Below are 16311 nucleotides of genomic sequence, written 5' to 3'. Positions count from 1 at the left end.
TGGCGTCAGGGCGAACGGGGGCGTCTGACAGCACGAGCTGGCGTTCGTCGGTTGCGACGCCGATCACCGCAAACGGGCACCGTTCCCGTTCGCAAAATGCGGTGAAGAGGTCGAGCGACTCCGGTGCGATGGCCAGCACATAGCGTTCCTGGCTTTCGTTGCACCAGATTTCCTTGGGCGCCAGACCGCTCTCCTCCAGCGGCACGGCGCGCAGATCAAAGCGGGCGCCTCGACCGGCATCGTTGGTGAGTTCGGGAAATGCGTTCGAAAGGCCACCGGCGCCCACGTCATGGATCGCCAGGATGGGATTGTTCTCGCCTTGTTGCCAGCAGTGGTTGATGACCTCCTGGGCGCGGCGCTCGATCTCGGGGTTGCCGCGCTGCACGGAGTCGAAGTCGAGCGAGGCGGCGTTGGTGCCGGTGGCCATGGAGCTGGCGGCGCTGCCACCCATGCCGATCTTCATGCCTGGGCCGCCGAGCTGGATCAGCAGCGAGCCCGCCGGGAACTCGATCTTCTTCGTCTGCCCGGCGTCGATCACGCCCACGCCCCCGGCGATCATGATGGGCTTGTGGTAGCCGCGCTGCACGCCGTCCACCAACAGCTCGTATTCGCGGAAATAGCCCAGCAGATTGGGCCGGCCGAACTCGTTGTTGAAGGCTGCGCCCCCGAGCGGGCCCTCGGTCATGATCTGCAGCGGGCTGGCAATGTGTTCAGGTTTGCCGCCCGGCTGGTCGCTCCAGCCACCCCAGAGCTTGCCCACGGTGAAGCCGGTCAGGCCCGCCTTGGGTTTGGAACCTCGGCCTGTGGCGCCTTCGTCCCGGATCTCGCCGCCCGCGCCCGTGGAAGCACCGGGGAATGGCGAGATGGCGGTCGGGTGGTTGTGGGTTTCCACCTTCATCAGCACATGGTGCGTGGCGGTTTCAGCCGAGTAGACCGGCGACGCGCCGCTGCCCATGCGCGCCACGAAACGCTCGACCACGCTGCCTTCCATGATGGAGGCGTTGTCCGAGTAGGCCACCACGGTGTGTTGCGGCGCCTGCTGGTGGGTGTGGCGGATCATGCCGAACAGGCTCTTGTCCTGCGCCACGCCGTCGATGGTGAATTGCGCGTTGAAGATCTTGTGGCGGCAGTGCTCGCTGTTGGCTTGCGCGAACATCATGAGTTCGACGTCCGTGGGGTTGCGCTGGAGGCCATGGAAGGCGGTCACGAGGTAGTCGATTTCGTCTTCCGCCAGGGCGAGGCCCCAATCGGTGTTGGCACGCTCCAGCGCCGCGCGTCCACCCCCCAGCACGTCTACCTGCTCCATGGGCGCCGGGTGCAGTTCGGTGAACAGCGCCTGCGCCTGGCTGCGGTCGAGCGACACGTTTTCCGTCATGCGGTCGTGCAGCACATCGGCCACGGCGCGCAGCTGTTCGGGCGAGAGGCTGGTCTTGCCGAGCAGGCCCGACTTCAGCCCAACGCGGTATTCCACCAGGCGCTCCACGCGGTGCAGTTTCAAGCCGCAGTTGTGCGCGATGTCGGTGGCCTTGGACGCCCAGGGCGAGACCGTGCCCAGGCGCGGCATGACCAGCAGGGCCGGGGCGCCGGCCTTCTCCAGGGCCAGATGGGCTTCGGTACAAGGCTCGCCGTAGGTGAGCAGTTCGCCCAGGCGCTGCACGGTGGCGGCGCCGGGCTCGCCGTCGAAGGCGGCAATATGCACGAAGCGGGCCGCGAGGCTGGTGATCTTGTCGGAGATGCCCGCGAGTCGGGGCAGGATTTGCTGGACTTTGAAACCGCTGATGGCGGTGCCGCCGTCGAAAATGCGCAGGTGCAGGGACACGTTGGGAGCCTGAGGTGCGTTGACCCGGTGGGCCCGGGTGGAAAACCCGGGATTTTACCCGGCCGTCCCCATGGCCTTGCCCTGCGGGAACACCGCCGGGCAAGGCCAGATGGGATAATCGCGCCCCATGAGCATCACCTACAAAGACGAGGCCGGCATTGCGGGCATGCGCACGGCCTGCCGGCTGGCTTCCGAAGTGCTGGACTACCTCACGCCGCTGATTCAGCCAGGCGTGACCACCCTCGAGATCGACCGCCTTGCGGCCGAGTACATGAAGCAGCAAGGCACGGTGTCGGCCACCATCGGCTACCAGCCGCAAGGCTACCCTCCCTACCCGGGGCACCTGTGCACGTCCATCAACCACGTGGTCTGCCACGGCATTCCCAACGACAAGCCGCTCAAGAAGGGCGACATCCTCAACGTGGACGTGACGGTCATCAAGGACGGCTGGTTCGGCGACAACAGCCGCATGTTCCTGATTGGCGGCCCTGCAGCTTGCTCGGTGCAGGCGCGCCGCCTGAGCCAGGTGACCTTCGAGGCCATGTGGAAGGGCATCGTCATGGTGCGTCCGGGCGTGCGCCTGGGTGACATCGGGCATGCCATCCAGACCTTTGCCGAGGGCAACGGCTTCTCGGTGGTGCGCGAATTCTGCGGTCACGGCATCGGCCAACGCTTCCACGAAGATCCGCAGGTCCTGCACTACGGCCGCCCCGGCACGCTCGAAGAACTCAAGCCAGGCATGACCTTCACCATCGAGCCCATGATCAACGCCGGCAAGCGTGACATCAAGGAACTGGGTGACGGCTGGACCATCGTCACCCGCGATCGCTCCCTCTCCGCCCAGTGGGAACACACGGTGCTCGTCACCGAGACCGGCTACGAGGTGCTCACCCTGTCCGCTGGCAGCCCTGCCGTGCCCGAGTTCGTGGCGCCCGCAGCCGCGGTTGCCTGAGTCCATGAGCGTCGCTGCACCGCCCTCCATCATGGGCGACCTCGGCACGCTGCGGCTCGAATACCGCAGCAACAAGGCCGCGCTGATGGCCCGGCTCGGTGTTCAAGGTTCATCCACCCGGGGCGTGCGCAAGGCGCTGCAGGAACTCTCCCGCCTGACCGACCAGACCCTGCGCGAGCTCTGGGCCCTGGCCGGTTTCGGTCCGGGATTCTCCCTCGTGGCCGTGGGGGGCTACGGGCGTGGCGAGCTGTTTCCCTTTTCCGACGTAGACGTGCTCGTGCTGCTGCCCGATGGCAGCCTGCCCGACAGCGACGCCGCGCTCAAGACGCGCCTGGAGTCTTTCATCGGCGCCTGCTGGGACCTGGGCCTGGAGATTGGCTCCAGTGTCCGCACCATCGGCGACTGTGTGGTCGAGGCGTCCAAGGACGTGACGGTGCAGACTTCGCTGCTGGAGTGCCGCCTGATCGCCGGAAGCAAGAACGCCTTCGGCCGTCTGGTCAGCGATCTGGCCGAGGCCATGGACCCCAAGGCCTTCTTCGTCGCCAAGACGCTGGAAATGCGCCAGCGCCACACCAAGTTCGAGAACACGCCCTATTCACTCGAACCCAATTGCAAGGAATCGCCGGGGGGCCTGCGCGACCTGCAGATCATCCTTTGGGTCTCCAAGGCCGCAGGCCTGGGGCGAAGCTGGGACGAGCTGGCGCGCAAAGGGCTGGCCACGCCTCTGGAAGCACGCCAGATCAAGGCCAACGAGGCACTGCTCAGCCTGATCCGAGCCAGGTTGCACCTGCTGGCCAACCGGCGCGAGGACCGTCTGGTGTTCGACCTGCAGACTGCCGTGGCCGAGTCGTTCGGCTTCAAGGCACAGGTGCCGGCCGTCATCACGCCGGGCCACCCTGGCGAACCCCATGTGGTGCCCACGGCACGCGGCACGCGCCGCGCCAGCGAAGCACTGATGAAACGCTACTACTGGGCCGCCAAGGCGGTGACTCAGCTCAACCAGATCCTGCTGCTCAACATCCAGGAACGCTTGCACAGCGACGTGGCAGGCGTGGACCGACTGCGCCCGCTGAACGAACGCTTCTTCGACAAAGGCGGCATGCTGGAGGTGGCGAACGACCACCTGTATGTGCAGCAGCCCCACGCCATCCTGGAGACCTTTCACCTCTATCAGACCACCGTGGGCATCAAGGGCCTGTCGGCCCGCACCCTGCGCGCGCTCTACAACGCCCGCCCGGTGATGAACGCGCGCTTTCGTGCCGACCCGGTCAATCGCGCGCTGTTCCTGAAAATCCTGCAGGAGCCCGAGGGCATCACACATGCCATCCGGCTGATGAACCAGACTTCGGTGCTGGGTCGCTACCTCTGGGTGTTCCGCCACATCGTGGGCCAGATGCAGCACGACCTGTTCCACGTGTACACGGTGGACCAGCACATCCTGATGGTGCTGCGCAACGTGCGCCGCTTCTTCATCGCAGAACACTCGCACGAGTACCCCTTCTGCTCGCAGCTTGCAGCGGGCTGGGACAAGCCCTGGATTCTCTACATCGCGGCCCTGTTCCACGACATCGCCAAGGGCCGGGGCGGCGACCACTCCGAGCTGGGCGCGCGCGACGTGCGCACCTTCTGCCGCCAGCACGGCATCGGCCGCGAAGACTGCAGGCTCATTGAATTTCTGGTGGCCGAACACCTGACCATGAGCCGCATGGCTCAGAAGGAAGACCTGAGCGATCCGGACGTGATCTCAGCCTTTGCCCAACGCGTGGGCAATGAACGCTACCTCACGGCCCTGTACCTGCTCACCGTGGCCGACATCCGGGGCACCAGTCCCAAGGTCTGGAACGCGTGGAAGGGCAAGCTGCTGGAAGACCTGTACCGCTACACGCTGCGCGCGCTCGGTGGCCGCGCGCCCGACCCGGGGGCGGTCATCGAAGGCCGCAAGCGCGAAGCCCTGTCCATGCTCGCCCTGCACGCCCTGCCCCATCAGGCTCACAAGGCGCTCTGGGACACGCTCGACGTGAGCTACTTCATGCGCCACCAGGCCGACGAGATCGCCTGGCACACACGGGTGCTCACGCGCCAGATCGCACAGAGCGCCGCCCAGCAGGCCAGGCAGCCACCGGCCCCAGCGCCTGTCGAAGGCGCCCCCGAAGTGATTGACAAGTGCATCGTGCGCGCCCGGCTTTCACCTGAGGGCGAAGGTTTGCAGGTGCTGGTGTATGCGCCCGATCAGCACGACCTGTTCGCCCGCATCTGCGGCTATTTCGACAGTTCGCATTTCAGCATCCTGGACGCGCGCGTGCACACCACGCGCGACGGTCACGCGCTGGACACGTTTCAGGTGGTGGCCCCTGCGCTGTCAGAGCACTACCGCGAGTTGATCGCCATGGTGGAAAACAACCTGGCCCAGACCATCGACGAGCGCGGCCCGTTGCCCACGCCGACCAAGGGACGTCTCTCGCGCCGGGTCAAGAGCTTTCCGGTCACGCCACGCGTGGATCTGCGGCCAGACGAGAAAGCGCAACGCTGGTTGTTGTCGGTGTCTGCAAGCGACCGCGCGGGCCTGCTCTACGGCATCACACGCGTGCTCGCCCGCAACGACATCAGCGTGCAACTCGCAAAGATCACGACCCTCGGGGAACGTGTGGAAGACACGTTCCTCATCAGCGGTGCGCAGTTGCAGATGAACAAACGCCAGATCGAGATCGAGACGGAATTGCTGGAGACGCTGGAGGGTTGAGTCGGCGGGCTGTTCGCTGACGCTGGCTGAGTGCGGCTTCATCCGGATCTCGCCAGTCGCTAGGCGCGAACGGTTTCCGGAGCGCCCGCAGACGCTGGTTTGCGCCGAAACAAGCCCGAAAACCAGTTCCCCACATCGTCCACCAGGGTGAACACCGCCGGAATCACCAGCAAACTCAGGAAGGTGGACGTGATCAGGCCCCCGATCACTGCCACCGCCATCGGTGATCGGAAACTGCTGTCCGCCGCGCCCCATCCAATCGCAATCGGCATCATGCCCGCGCCCATGGCGATCGTGGTCATCACAATGGGGCGTGCTCGCTTGTGACAGGCGTCCAGAATTGCGTCGAGCCGGTTCAATCCATGCTCGCGGCGCGCCTCGATGGCGTATTCGACCAGCAGGATCGAGTTCTTCGTGGCCACGCCCATCAGCATGATCAGGCCGATGAGTGATGGCATCGAAAAGCTCTTGTTGGTCAATAGCAGCGCCACAAAAGCGCCACCCAGCGACAGGGGCAGCGCGGCCAGGATGGTGAACGGATGCAGGAACGCCTTGAACAGCAGCACCAGCACGATGTAGATGCACAGCACACCCGTGAGCATGGCCAGGCCAAAGCTCGCGAACAGCTCGCCTTGCACCTCTGCATCGCCGATCTCGATCACGTTCACTCCCGCTGGCAGGTTGCGCAGGCTCGGGAGCTTTTCCACCGCCGTTTTCATGTCCCCCAGCGCGATGCCGGCCAGCTCCACCTCGAAGTTGATGTTGCGCGAACGGTCGTAGCGGTCGATCACCGCGGGGCCGCCGCCAATGCTCAGCGTGGCCACCTGGCCCAGCATCACCGGGCCCTTGCTGCCGGGCACTGGCAACCGCGCGAGCAGGTCCAGGTCCTGGCGAGCACCGACGTCGAGTTTCACCACGATGGGGACCTGCCGTTCAGGCAGGTTCATCTTGGGCAAGGCGTTGTCGTAGTCGCCCACGGTGGCGATGCGCAGCGTCTCGGCGATGGCGCTGCTGGTCACCCCCATTTCTGCGGCACGCGCCAGGTCCGGCGTGACGCTGATCTCGGTGCGCACCAGCGCGGCGGTGGACTGGATGCTGCCCACGCCCTGGATCGTGCGCAGGTCGCGTTCGATGGCGGTGGCGGCGGTCTGCATGGCCGCGGCGTCGTTGCCGGTGAGCGTGAGGATGTATTTCTCGCCCGATCCGCCCAGGCCGACCTTGCTGCGCACGCCCGGCAGGTTGGACATGGCCTCGCGAAGCTGGTTCTCGATCACCTGCTTGCGCGGGCGCGCACCCCTGGCGTCGAGCTGAATGGTGAGCGCGGCCTTGCGCGATTCCGTCGCGCCCTGCGGCGCGAACGGGTCGCTGCCGGCAGAGCCCGAGCCGATGGTGGTGTAGACCGATTTCACGTGCGGCACCGCGGTGACCAGTTCGCGCGCGCGCTCAGCGGTGCGGATGGTCTGCTGCAGCGTGGCACCGGGTGGCAACTCCAGGTAGACCTGGGTCTGCGAGTTGTCATCGGCCGGAATGAAGCCCTGAGGCAACAGTGGGATCAACATGATTGAACCCACGAAGAACGCGCCCGCGCCGACCATGGTGACCCAGCGGTGGCGAATGCACCACGCTGCCCAGCCCTGGTAGGTGTTGAGCCAGGCGGGTTCATCCTGGTTGGTCATCCAGCGCCAGATCGCGCCGGTCAGTCGGCTGCTGCGCGCCCAGCGCGGCATGTCCTTGGCCATCACGACGGGCCTGAGAAGGTAGGCGGCCATCATGGGTGTCAGCGCACGGGCCACCACCAGCGAAGCGAACACCGCGAATGACGCCGTCCAGCCGAACTGCTTGAAGAACTTGCCGGGGATGCCCGACATGAAGGCGGTGGGCAGGAACACCGCGATCAGCGTGAAGGTGGTGGCGATCACCGCCAGCCCGATCTCGTCGGCCGCTTCCATGGAGGCCTGGTAGGGCGTCTTGCCCATGCGCATGTGGCGCACGATGTTCTCCACCTCCACGATGGCGTCGTCCACCAGGATGCCGATCACCAGCGACAAAGCCAGCAGCGTCACCACGTTGATGGTGAAGCCCATGTAGTACATGCCGATGAAGGCGGGAATGGCCGACAGCGGCAGCGCCACGGCCGAGACCACGGTGGCCCGGAAATCCCGCAGGAACAGCCACACCACCAGCACGGCCAGGATGGCTCCCTCGTAGAGCAGCTTCATGGAGCCGTCGAACTCTTCGGCCACCGGTGTCACGAAATCAAATGACTCGGTGATGCGCAAATCAGGCCGCTGCTCCTGCAGCGTCTTGAGCCTGGCGCGCACGCCATTGCCCACTTCGATTTCACTGGCGCCACGGCTGCGTGCCACCTCGAAGCCCACCACCGGCTTGCCGTCCAGAAAGGCGGCGGCGGTCGGTTCTGCCACGGTGTCCTTCACCTCGGCAATCTGGTCCAGACGGATGCGCCGGCCATCGGTCAGGGCAAGTTCGAGTCGGGAGAGCTCTTCGGCCGTGCGCAGCGACGACAGCGTGCGCATGGGCTGCTGGCTGCCACCAAGATCCGCACGCCCGCCTGCGCTCTCGATCTGCACCTTGGCCAGCTGACGCGAGATGTCGGTGGCGGACGCACCCAGCGCCTGCAGCTTGAGCGGGTCCAACAGCACCTGCACCTCGCGCTCCACGCCGCCCACGCGGTTGACCGCGCCCACGCCAGGCACCGAGAGCAACAGTTTGGCGATGTCGTTTTCCACGAACCACGACGCAGCCTCGGCATCCATCTTGTCTGAAGCCACGGTGTAGGCCAGCACGGCGCCACCGGCCAGCTCGATCTTGTTGACGATCGGTTCGCGCAGATCCGACGGCAGGTCGCCGCGCACCTTGGCCACCGCCGAACGAACGTCGTCCAGCGCCTCCTGGGTGTTTTTCTCGATGCGGAACTCGGCCGTGATCGACACCGATCCGTCCTGCACCTTGGTGTAGATGTGCTTCAAGCCCTGGAGCGAAGCCAGGCTGTTCTCGATGATGCGGGCGACATCGTTCTCGAGCTGGTTGGGCGAGGCGCCCGGCAGCGTGGCCAGCACCGTGATGTTGGGCACGTCCAGATCCGGGAAGTTCTGCACCTTCATCTGCTTGAAGGAAAACAGGCCCGCCAGCGTGAGCATGACGAACAGCATCGCCGCCGGAATGGGGTTGCGAATGGACCAGGCGGAGACGTTCATGCGGCGACCCTCACGGAACCACTTTGACCAGATCGGCTTCGTTCAGGAAACCCGCGCCCTGCACCGCGACCGATTCTTCTTCCTTCAGGCCTTCGAGCACTTCGACGCGCTCACCCACCCGCCGTCCGGTCTGCACCTTGCGCTGGCTGGCCTTGTTCTTGTCGTCGATCACGAACACGTAGTTGTTGCCGTCGCGCACCACCAGGGATTCGCTCGGCACGGTGAGCGCATCGCTCTGCCCGAGGTCAAAGCGTCCCTTGGCAAAGGTGCCGCCCTTCAGATCGGTGTGTTTCGGCAGATCGACGAACACCAGAATGTTGCGAGTCTGCGCATTCGCGGTCGGTGCGATCGCCCTCACCTGCCCGCTGATCTCCAGGCCGGTGGCCGCCGTCACCAGCGCCCTCTGCCCCACACGGATGCGACCAACTTCGCTGGGCGTGACCTCGGCGCGCCACTCCATGCGCCCCTGCCGCACCAGCCGGAACAGTTCCTGGCCCGGCGCCACCACCGAACCCACGGTGGCCGCACGGGCCGAGATGATGCCGTCGTCCGGCGCCAGCACCCTGGTGTTGCCCAGGCGCACCTCGTTGGCTTCAAGAGCGGCCTTGGCGGCCTCCCATTGAGCGCGTGCCACCTTTTCCTGTGTGAGGTACTGCGCCACCTGGGAACGCGAAAGCGCGCCGGTGTCCTGGATCGAGCGTGCGCGGTCGGCGTCGGCCTTGGCGTTTTCGTAACTGGCCTCGGCCTGCATCACGCTGGCCTTGCTCTGCAGGCTGTCGGCCCGCGTGGTTTCGCTGGCGAACACCGCCAGCACCTGGCCCTTGCGCACGACGTCGCCCACGTTCACGTTGACCGATGCGAGCCGCAGGCCGTTCACCTCGGCGCCCACGCTGGCTTCCTGCCAGGCAGTGATATCGCCGTTGGCCTGCAGGCTGATGGGCAGGCTGGCCCGCGTGGGTTTGTGCACCGTGACCGTGAGCGATGGCCTGGCTTCGGCCGGCGCAACTTCGGCAACAGGGCTCGCTTCGGATGGCTGCTTCAAAAACATCCAGAACACCGCGACGAGAACCAGGGCCAGGCCGATGGCCAGCCAGATCCAGCGCGTGCGCCGGGGCGTTTGCGGAGTGGTCACGTTCATGATGGTTTCTTCAAGACGTTGGCGTTGTTCACGGGGTCGAATCCGCCGCCCAGGGCGACGTAGAGCCGAATCCAGGCGTTGATGCGTTCCTGCTGGAGCGCGATGGCGCTGCTGTCGGCAGCCAGCTTGAGACGCCGCGCTTCCTCCAGCTCGTTGAGGCTGGCCAGGCCCACGCGGTAGCGCGCTTCGGTGGCCCGGAACGACTGGCCGTAGCCTGCCACGGCGATGTCGGTGGAGGCCACGCGCTCGTGCAGGCTGGAGAGCAACACCAGCGACTGCTCCACCTCAGCCACGGCCTGGCGCAACGTGCCCGCATAGGCCAGCGCAGCCGCCTCGTAGCGAGCCTGGGCGCTGTCGGTGTTGGCGCGCAGCGCCTCACGGCCCAGCAACGGCAGGCTCAGCGTGATGGGGCCGATGGACCAGGTGTTGAACGTGGCCTGCGTGCCGCCGCCGGAGAAACGGTTGCGCAGCAGGCTGCCCGAGAGCGAAAGACCTGGATACAGCGCAGCCTGTGCCACGCCCACGTCCTCGCTGGCGGCCGCCAGTTCGCGTTGGGCGCGGTACACATCGGGCCGCTGGCGCAGCACCTCGGCCGGCACGGCGTTCACCGAGAGCATGGCGTCGAGCCGACCCGAACCCAGCAAGGCGGGCAACGCCGGAGCGAGCGAGAGTTGCTGGCGCAGTTCGGGTTCGGTTAGGCCCGTCAGCGCCACCAGAGACTTGACCTGCCGCTCGCACAGTTCGGCCTGCGCCCGCTCCCGCGCCGCACCTTCGGCGCCACTGGCGCGAGCCAGCGCGGCCACCGCCGGTGCGGTGAGCCCGGCGCGCTCGGAAACGGCGTTGTTCTCGGCGGTCACGGCACGCGAGTCGCGGTCCCGCGTGGCCACGCCTAGTTGCTCGCGGCACAGGCGTTGCGCGAAGTACAACTCCGCCAGTTCGGCCGCCACCAGCACACGGGCTTCGTGCCAGCCGGCACCAGAGGCGTCCTGCCGCGCCTGCGCGCCGCTGCGGCGCGACTCGGTCTCGCCCCACAGGCCGATGGCCCAGGACGCCTGCAGGCCCGCGTTCAACGAGGTGCCCAGGGGAATGGTGGGGTCGGTGATGCCTCGGCTGGCGTTGGCCACCAGGGCCACCTGCGGCCCGGTTTCTGCCTCCACGCCAAGCCGGGCTGCGCGGGCGGCAATCACCTGCGCACGCGCTTGCGCCACGGTCGGGCTCTGTGCCTGGGCGCGGGCGATCCAGTCGGCCAGCACCGGGTCGTCGAACCGGCTCCACCAGGCATCCAGACGCTCGACACTGCCCTGGTGTGCCAGGGGCGGTGCATACCAGGACGGGGGCATCGGAACGGCTGAGTCGACCGGGGGCTTGGTGAGGCTGCAGGCGCTGAGAATGGCAACACCCGCAAGCACGACAAGCTTGCGCTTCATGAAAGGTGAATCCCTGTTGCGTTTTCGATCGGGCTTGACTCTATTCGATTTCAGCCCGCGAATATTTCAAAGGCGCCTCGTTTTGTAACGAAGGCGCCAGCAAGCGCCTGCTCAGTCGTCGTCTGGCGATTCCAGCCCGGGAAACAGCACCTCAGTAAAACCGAACCGGGTGAAATCGCGCACCCGCATGGGGTAGAGCTTGCCCCAGAGGTGGTCGCACTCGTGCTGCACCACGCGGGCATGGAACCCCTCGGCCTCGCGGTCGATGGTCTGACCACGCTCATCGACTCCCTGGTAGCGGATGCGGCGCCAGCGCGGCACCACGCCGCGCAGGCCGGGCACAGAGAGGCAACCCTCCCAGTCCTCTTCCTCCTCATCGCCCAGCGGGGTGATGACCGGATTGACCAGCACGGTTCGCGGCACCACCGGCGCGTTGGGGTAGCGTGGATTCGGCAACCCGCTGCCGAAGATCACCACCTGCAGATCGACGCCGATCTGCGGCGCCGCCAGGCCGGCGCCATTGGCAGCCGCCATGGTCTCCTGCAGATCGGCCACAAGCCGGTGCAACTCGGGCGTGTCGAAGCTCGTGACTGGCTGAGCCATGCGCAGCAGGCGCGGGTCGCCCATTTTCAGGATGGTGTGGATGGTCATGGGGTTGGATGGCTGGCGACGGGTGGAGCGGGTCTCCGGTTCATGGCGGTGGTGGTACACGGGTGCTCGCAACGTTCCCCACGTTTGCGGCCCTGTCCTTCACTGGGAGAGACCGCCCTTCTCATGGCGTCGCGGTGCTGCGCCTGCGGAAGACTGGCGTGCATCTCTTGCAGTGCAGGCGTCGAGCAACACTTGGTACTGAGGCTGCGGTGGACTCACGATGCCCGGAGTAACGGCTTCTGCCGCATTCGCATGTTCGGGGTCCGCCGACTGAACAGGGATCGGTTGCGAAACCTGAGCGCGGAAAAATGACGGGTATCTGGCATGAAAATCAGGCGAAAACACCGTCATGTTCGCACCACTGTTGCGAAGCTCAATGGACGCTGCTGCATGCCCACCCCGGTCCGCATGGTGAAGCGGGGTACGCCCATCTGAATCTTGCGCATTCACTTTCGCACGGCCCCTCAGCAGCGCCTGGACCGCCCCCACATGGCCACCCCGGGCCGCATGGTGAAGCGGGGTTCGCCCGTCTGAATCTGGCACGTCCACTGTCGCACGGCCCTCCAGCAGTGCCTGAATCGCGCCCTGATGGCCGCCTTTGGCCGCATGGTGAAGTGGGGTCTGCCCATTGGGATCCTGTACGTCCACTTTCACGCGACCCCTCAGCAGCTCGCGGATTGCATCCGCATGGCCACCCTGGGCCGCATGGTGAAGCGGGTTGCGCCCATTGGGATCTTGCACATCCACTTCCGCGCCTGCCCGCAGCAGTATTTCCACCGCCTTTGCCTGGCCAGTTGCAGCCGCATGATAGAGCGGCGTCCACGCGGCAATGTCCAGATCCAGATCCAGGTTTTCGCGCACGTTCGCACCACCCTGGTCACACAGGGCCTGAACCACCCGCCATTGGCCATGTTCGATCGCGCTGTGAAGTGGGGCCCAGGTCCAGAGTGGTCCTTCGGAATCGACGCCTTTCGCGAGCGCCGCCTCGATGTGCCCAAGGGCGTCTTCTTCACGCTGCTGGACGATCGCCAAATTCAGTGCATTCAGTTCTTCTTCCACGCTACCTGTCTACTCCGGTTTCTGTGTTGTGCCATGAAGCCCGGTTGAGCCGGCTTCGAAAAGTTGATGCGGGGCAAGTCCCCGCGATTCAGGTGTCTGAGGCAGGTTTGAGCATGACCTGCATCGAAGCCTCGTCGATCACCGCCACGCCCAGCGCCTGCGCCTTCTCCAGCTTGCTCCCAGCCTCGGCACCGGCCACCACGTAGTCGGTCTTCTTGCTCACCGAACCAGCCACCTTGGCGCCAGCGGCTTCCAGCAGGTCCTTGGCCTGATCGCGGCTCAGGGTGGGAAAGGTGCCGGTGAGCACGAAAGTCTTGCCCGCCAGCGGCTGTGGCACACGTTCCGCCGGCTCGCCCTCTTCCCACGTGAAGCCGCAAGCACGCAGTTGCTCCACCACCTCGCGGTTGTGAGGCTGCTCGAAGAAGGTGCGGATGCTCTGTGCCACCACCGGACCCACGTCGCTCACTTCCGACAGGGCTTCCACGCTCGCGTCCATGATGCGATCGAGCTGGCCGAAATGGCGTGCCAGCTCCTTGGCCGTGGCCTCGCCAACGTGGCGGATGCCCAGACCGAAAAGGAAACGCGGCAGCGTGGTGCGCTTGGATTTCTCCAGAGCGGCCAGGATGTTCTGCGCCGACTTCTCCGCCATGCGTTCCAGCGCCAGCAGCGAAGTGAGGCCCAGGCGGTAGAGGTCGGGCAGGGTCCTGACCACCCCCGTGTCCACCAGCTGTTCGACCAGCTTTTCGCCCAGGCCTTCAACTTCCACCGCGCGGCGATGCGCGAAGTGCAAGATGGCCTCCTTGCGCTGCGCGCCGCAGAACAGGCCCCCGGTGCAGCGGTGATCCGCTTCGCCCTCTTCCCGCACCGCGTCGCTGCCGCACACGGGGCACTGCGAGGGCATGGTGAAAGGAGACGGATTTCCAACCCGCTTGTCGACCAGCACCGAGACCACCTCAGGAATCACGTCACCTGCGCGGCGCACGATCACCGTGTCGCCCACCCGCACATCCTTGCGACGGGCTTCCAGCTCGTTGTGCAAGGTGGCGTTGGTCACCGTCACGCCGCCCACGAACACCGGCGCGAGCTTGGCCACCGGGGTGAGTTTGCCCGTGCGGCCCACCTGCACGTCGATGGCCAGCACAGTGGTGAGCTGTTCCTGCGCTGGGTACTTGTGTGCCACCGCCCAGCGCGGCTCGCGGGTGACAAACCCGAGCTGCCTCTGCAGATCCAGCGCGTCGACCTTGTAGACCACACCGTCGATGTCGAAGGGCAGTGTGTCCCGCAGTTCGCCAATGCGGCGGTGGAAGGCCACGAGCTCATCGGCGCCCCGGCAACGCGTGGTCTGGTCTGCGACCGGAAAACCCCAGGCCTTCAGGCGCATCAGCCAGTCGAACTGTGTGGCCGGTGGCTGCCCATCGCCTTGCACCTCACCCCAGGAATAGGCAAAGAAACTCAGGGGGCGCTCGCGGGTGATCTTCGAGTCGAGCTGGCGCACGGCACCGGCTGCCGCATTGCGCGGATTCACAAAGGTCTTCTCACCCTTGGCGCCGCCCGCGATCTTCTTGCGCTGGCGTTCGTTGAGCGCGTCGAACTGGTCGCGCCGCATGTAGACCTCACCGCGAACTTCCAGCACCTCGGGCACCCCGGCAGGCAGCCGCAAGGGAATCTGGCGGATCGTGCGCACGTTGTGGGTCACGTCCTCGCCGGTCTCTCCGTCGCCGCGCGTTGCCGCGCGCACCAGCACGCCCAGCTCGTAGCGCAGGCTCATGGCCAGGCCGTCGAACTTGAGTTCGGCCAGGTAGTCCACCGGTGGGTCGCTCTCGCTGAGCTTGAGCTCGCGCCGCACGCGTGCGTCGAACGCCACCGCGCCCGTGGCCTCGGTGTCGGTCTCCGTGCGAATGCTGAGCATGGGCAAGGCATGGCGCACGGCAGCCAGTTCCTTGAGGATGTCTCCACCCACGCGCTGGGTCGGAGAATCCGGCGTGAGCAATTCGGGGTGTTCGGCCTCGATGGCCTGCAGTTCCCGGAACAGGCGGTCGTATTCCGCGTCCGGAATCTCCGGCTCGTCGAGGGTGTAGTAGCGGTGGGCGTGGTGGTGGAGTTGCTCGCGCAATGCGGCAGCGCGCTCGGCCGGCGCTGACGGCTTGGCAAAAAGATCGTCGGTCATCAGGAGAAAAGTCGGCGAGCCTGGGCGGAGCCGGCAGACAGGTCCCGGCTGTCCAGCGCGTCGTACAGGCTTTCCAGGTCGGCACCGATGCGGTCCATGGTGTCGGTGGAGAGTGGCTGCCCGGCGTCGTCGGTGACCACGCCGTCCATGGCCTCGGCCAGCGACATGGCCGCCTGGCGCATGCGCACAAAGGGTTGTTCGCTGCGCGGCACGTGGGTCACCTCGAGCGACAACGCGATTTCCCGCAGCGCAGTCTGCTCGGGATCTTCGGCCATGGCAGCCTGCGGGTCGAAGACCAGGCTCAGGATGGCGGCGTGCCCGCTCTGGCTGCCGGGCAGCACCATGCGCCCGGGCAGCGCGCCAGCAATGAAACCGAGGCGCGACGCATGTTGGGCCACGTATCCCGGGCTCCATGCGGTGCGCCGTGCCCGCAAGGTGAAGCCCAGCTGGGCATCGTGCCCGCTGGCAAATGCATCGAGTTCACGCGCACGGGCCACCTCGGCGCGCATGTCGGGGAAATCGGGCGCGGCCGCCAGGAGATCGGCAAAGGCCTGCGCCTTGACCACGAACTCGGAGAACTCGATGTCGTTGAGCGGGCCGGATCGGTTGGCGAGCTGCACGCCAGCCTGCAGGCTGCGGTAGCGCTGGCCCAGGCGCGGGCTTTCCCATTCGCCGCTCGCCTCGCAAAGGCCTTCCACGGCAAACGGCTTGCTGCCCACGCGGCGCGTGCCGGGCAAGGCGGCCAGCACCGCGTCACCCGAGACCTCATGCTCCAGCTGCAGTGGCGCAATGACGTCGATCAGCGCGTCCAGACCGGGCTTCTTTTCGGGCTGCGCCATCAGCGGGTTCACGCTTACCGAGGCGATGGCCGCGGCCACCACCGCAGGCGCGGGCGGCGGTGGCGCCCCGGGCATCTCGCCCAGCACCGGGTCGATGCGCTGGATTTCGTTCTCAGAGAGATCGGCGGGCGAATAAGGCAGCGTTTCGTCGCCTGCCGCTTCGTCGGCGTTGTGCGCGCCGCGCTCGCGCGCGGTGCGCGGCACGCTTCTGCCCGTCACCCACGCGTTGTAGGCCACCACGCCGGCCAGAACGAGTCCTCCGATGATGGCCAGGCCAATTTGCAGCGTGCTCATGGTGTGGGGT

At 66.2% G+C, this 16311-nt stretch carries 10 protein-coding genes; 2 read left to right on the top strand and 8 right to left on the bottom strand.

Annotated elements, in window-relative coordinates:
* A partial coding sequence (gene purL, locus AB7F11_RS18095) for a phosphoribosylformylglycinamidine synthase (RefSeq protein ID WP_428300284.1) occupies positions 1–1819 on the bottom strand: 1819 nt, incomplete at its 3' end.
* Between the two features lie 127 nt (positions 1820–1946).
* Between purL and map the strand changes: the two genes are divergently transcribed.
* Complete coding sequence (gene map, locus AB7F11_RS18090; RefSeq protein ID WP_428291268.1) at positions 1947–2771, top strand: type I methionyl aminopeptidase; 825 nt, start codon at positions 1947–1949, stop codon at positions 2769–2771.
* Positions 2772–2802: 31 nt separating this feature from the next.
* Positions 2803–5511, top strand: a complete 2709-nt coding sequence (locus AB7F11_RS18085; protein WP_428300301.1) for a [protein-PII] uridylyltransferase — start codon at positions 2803–2805, stop codon at positions 5509–5511.
* Between the two features lie 59 nt (positions 5512–5570).
* Here AB7F11_RS18085 and AB7F11_RS18080 read toward each other — a convergent pair whose 3' ends face one another.
* The 7 genes from AB7F11_RS18080 to AB7F11_RS18050 all read right to left on the bottom strand — a co-directional run bounded on the left by AB7F11_RS18080 (position 5571) and on the right by AB7F11_RS18050 (position 16301).
* Positions 5571–8726 carry an efflux RND transporter permease subunit gene (locus tag AB7F11_RS18080; protein WP_428291266.1) on the bottom strand — a complete coding sequence of 1052 codons (3156 nt, stop codon included), beginning with the start codon at positions 8724–8726 and terminating at the stop codon, positions 5571–5573.
* Between the two features lie 10 nt (positions 8727–8736).
* A complete protein-coding gene (locus AB7F11_RS18075; RefSeq protein WP_428300286.1) occupies positions 8737–9864 on the bottom strand; it encodes an efflux RND transporter periplasmic adaptor subunit in 1128 nt (375 codons plus the stop codon).
* Positions 9861–11291 (bottom strand): efflux transporter outer membrane subunit, encoded by a 1431-nt coding sequence (locus AB7F11_RS18070; protein ID WP_428300287.1) that lies wholly within the window; start codon positions 11289–11291, stop codon positions 9861–9863. The genes AB7F11_RS18075 and AB7F11_RS18070 overlap by 4 nt, the downstream gene beginning before the upstream one ends.
* A 111-nt stretch (positions 11292–11402) precedes the next feature.
* Positions 11403–11942 (bottom strand): peptide deformylase, encoded by a 540-nt coding sequence (def, locus tag AB7F11_RS18065; RefSeq protein WP_428291773.1) that lies wholly within the window; start codon positions 11940–11942, stop codon positions 11403–11405.
* Between the two features lie 99 nt (positions 11943–12041).
* Entirely contained in the window at positions 12042–13001 is a 960-nt protein-coding gene (locus AB7F11_RS18060; protein ID WP_428300288.1) for an ankyrin repeat domain-containing protein, read from the bottom strand.
* A gap of 88 nt (positions 13002–13089) precedes the next feature.
* Complete coding sequence (gene ligA, locus AB7F11_RS18055) at positions 13090–15168, bottom strand: NAD-dependent DNA ligase LigA (protein ID WP_428300289.1); 2079 nt, start codon at positions 15166–15168, stop codon at positions 13090–13092.
* On the bottom strand, positions 15168–16301 hold the full coding sequence (locus tag AB7F11_RS18050) for a cell division protein ZipA C-terminal FtsZ-binding domain-containing protein (RefSeq protein WP_428291728.1): 1134 nt from the start codon (positions 16299–16301) through the stop codon (positions 15168–15170). The genes ligA and AB7F11_RS18050 overlap by 1 nt, the downstream gene beginning before the upstream one ends.
* Positions 16302–16311 lie beyond the last annotated feature (10 nt).

Source organism: Hydrogenophaga sp. (assembly GCF_050250835.1).
Lineage (GTDB): Bacteria > Pseudomonadota > Gammaproteobacteria > Burkholderiales > Burkholderiaceae_C > Hydrogenophaga.
This window is presented reverse-complemented; position numbering and strand designations above follow the sequence as displayed.

Coding starts and splice junctions, on each gene's coding strand:
- map (WP_428291268.1), top strand. CDS start 1,947: ATGAGCATCACCTACAAAGACGAGGCCGGCATTGCGGGCATGCGCACG.
- AB7F11_RS18085 (WP_428300301.1), top strand. CDS start 2,803: ATGGGCGACCTCGGCACGCTGCGGCTCGAATACCGCAGCAACAAGGCC.
- AB7F11_RS18080 (WP_428291266.1), bottom strand. CDS start 8,726: ATGAACGTCTCCGCCTGGTCCATTCGCAACCCCATTCCGGCGGCGATG.
- AB7F11_RS18075 (WP_428300286.1), bottom strand. CDS start 9,864: ATGAACGTGACCACTCCGCAAACGCCCCGGCGCACGCGCTGGATCTGG.
- AB7F11_RS18070 (WP_428300287.1), bottom strand. CDS start 11,291: ATGAAGCGCAAGCTTGTCGTGCTTGCGGGTGTTGCCATTCTCAGCGCC.
- def (WP_428291773.1), bottom strand. CDS start 11,942: ATGACCATCCACACCATCCTGAAAATGGGCGACCCGCGCCTGCTGCGC.
- ligA (WP_428300289.1), bottom strand. CDS start 15,168: ATGACCGACGATCTTTTTGCCAAGCCGTCAGCGCCGGCCGAGCGCGCT.
- AB7F11_RS18050 (WP_428291728.1), bottom strand. CDS start 16,301: ATGAGCACGCTGCAAATTGGCCTGGCCATCATCGGAGGACTCGTTCTG.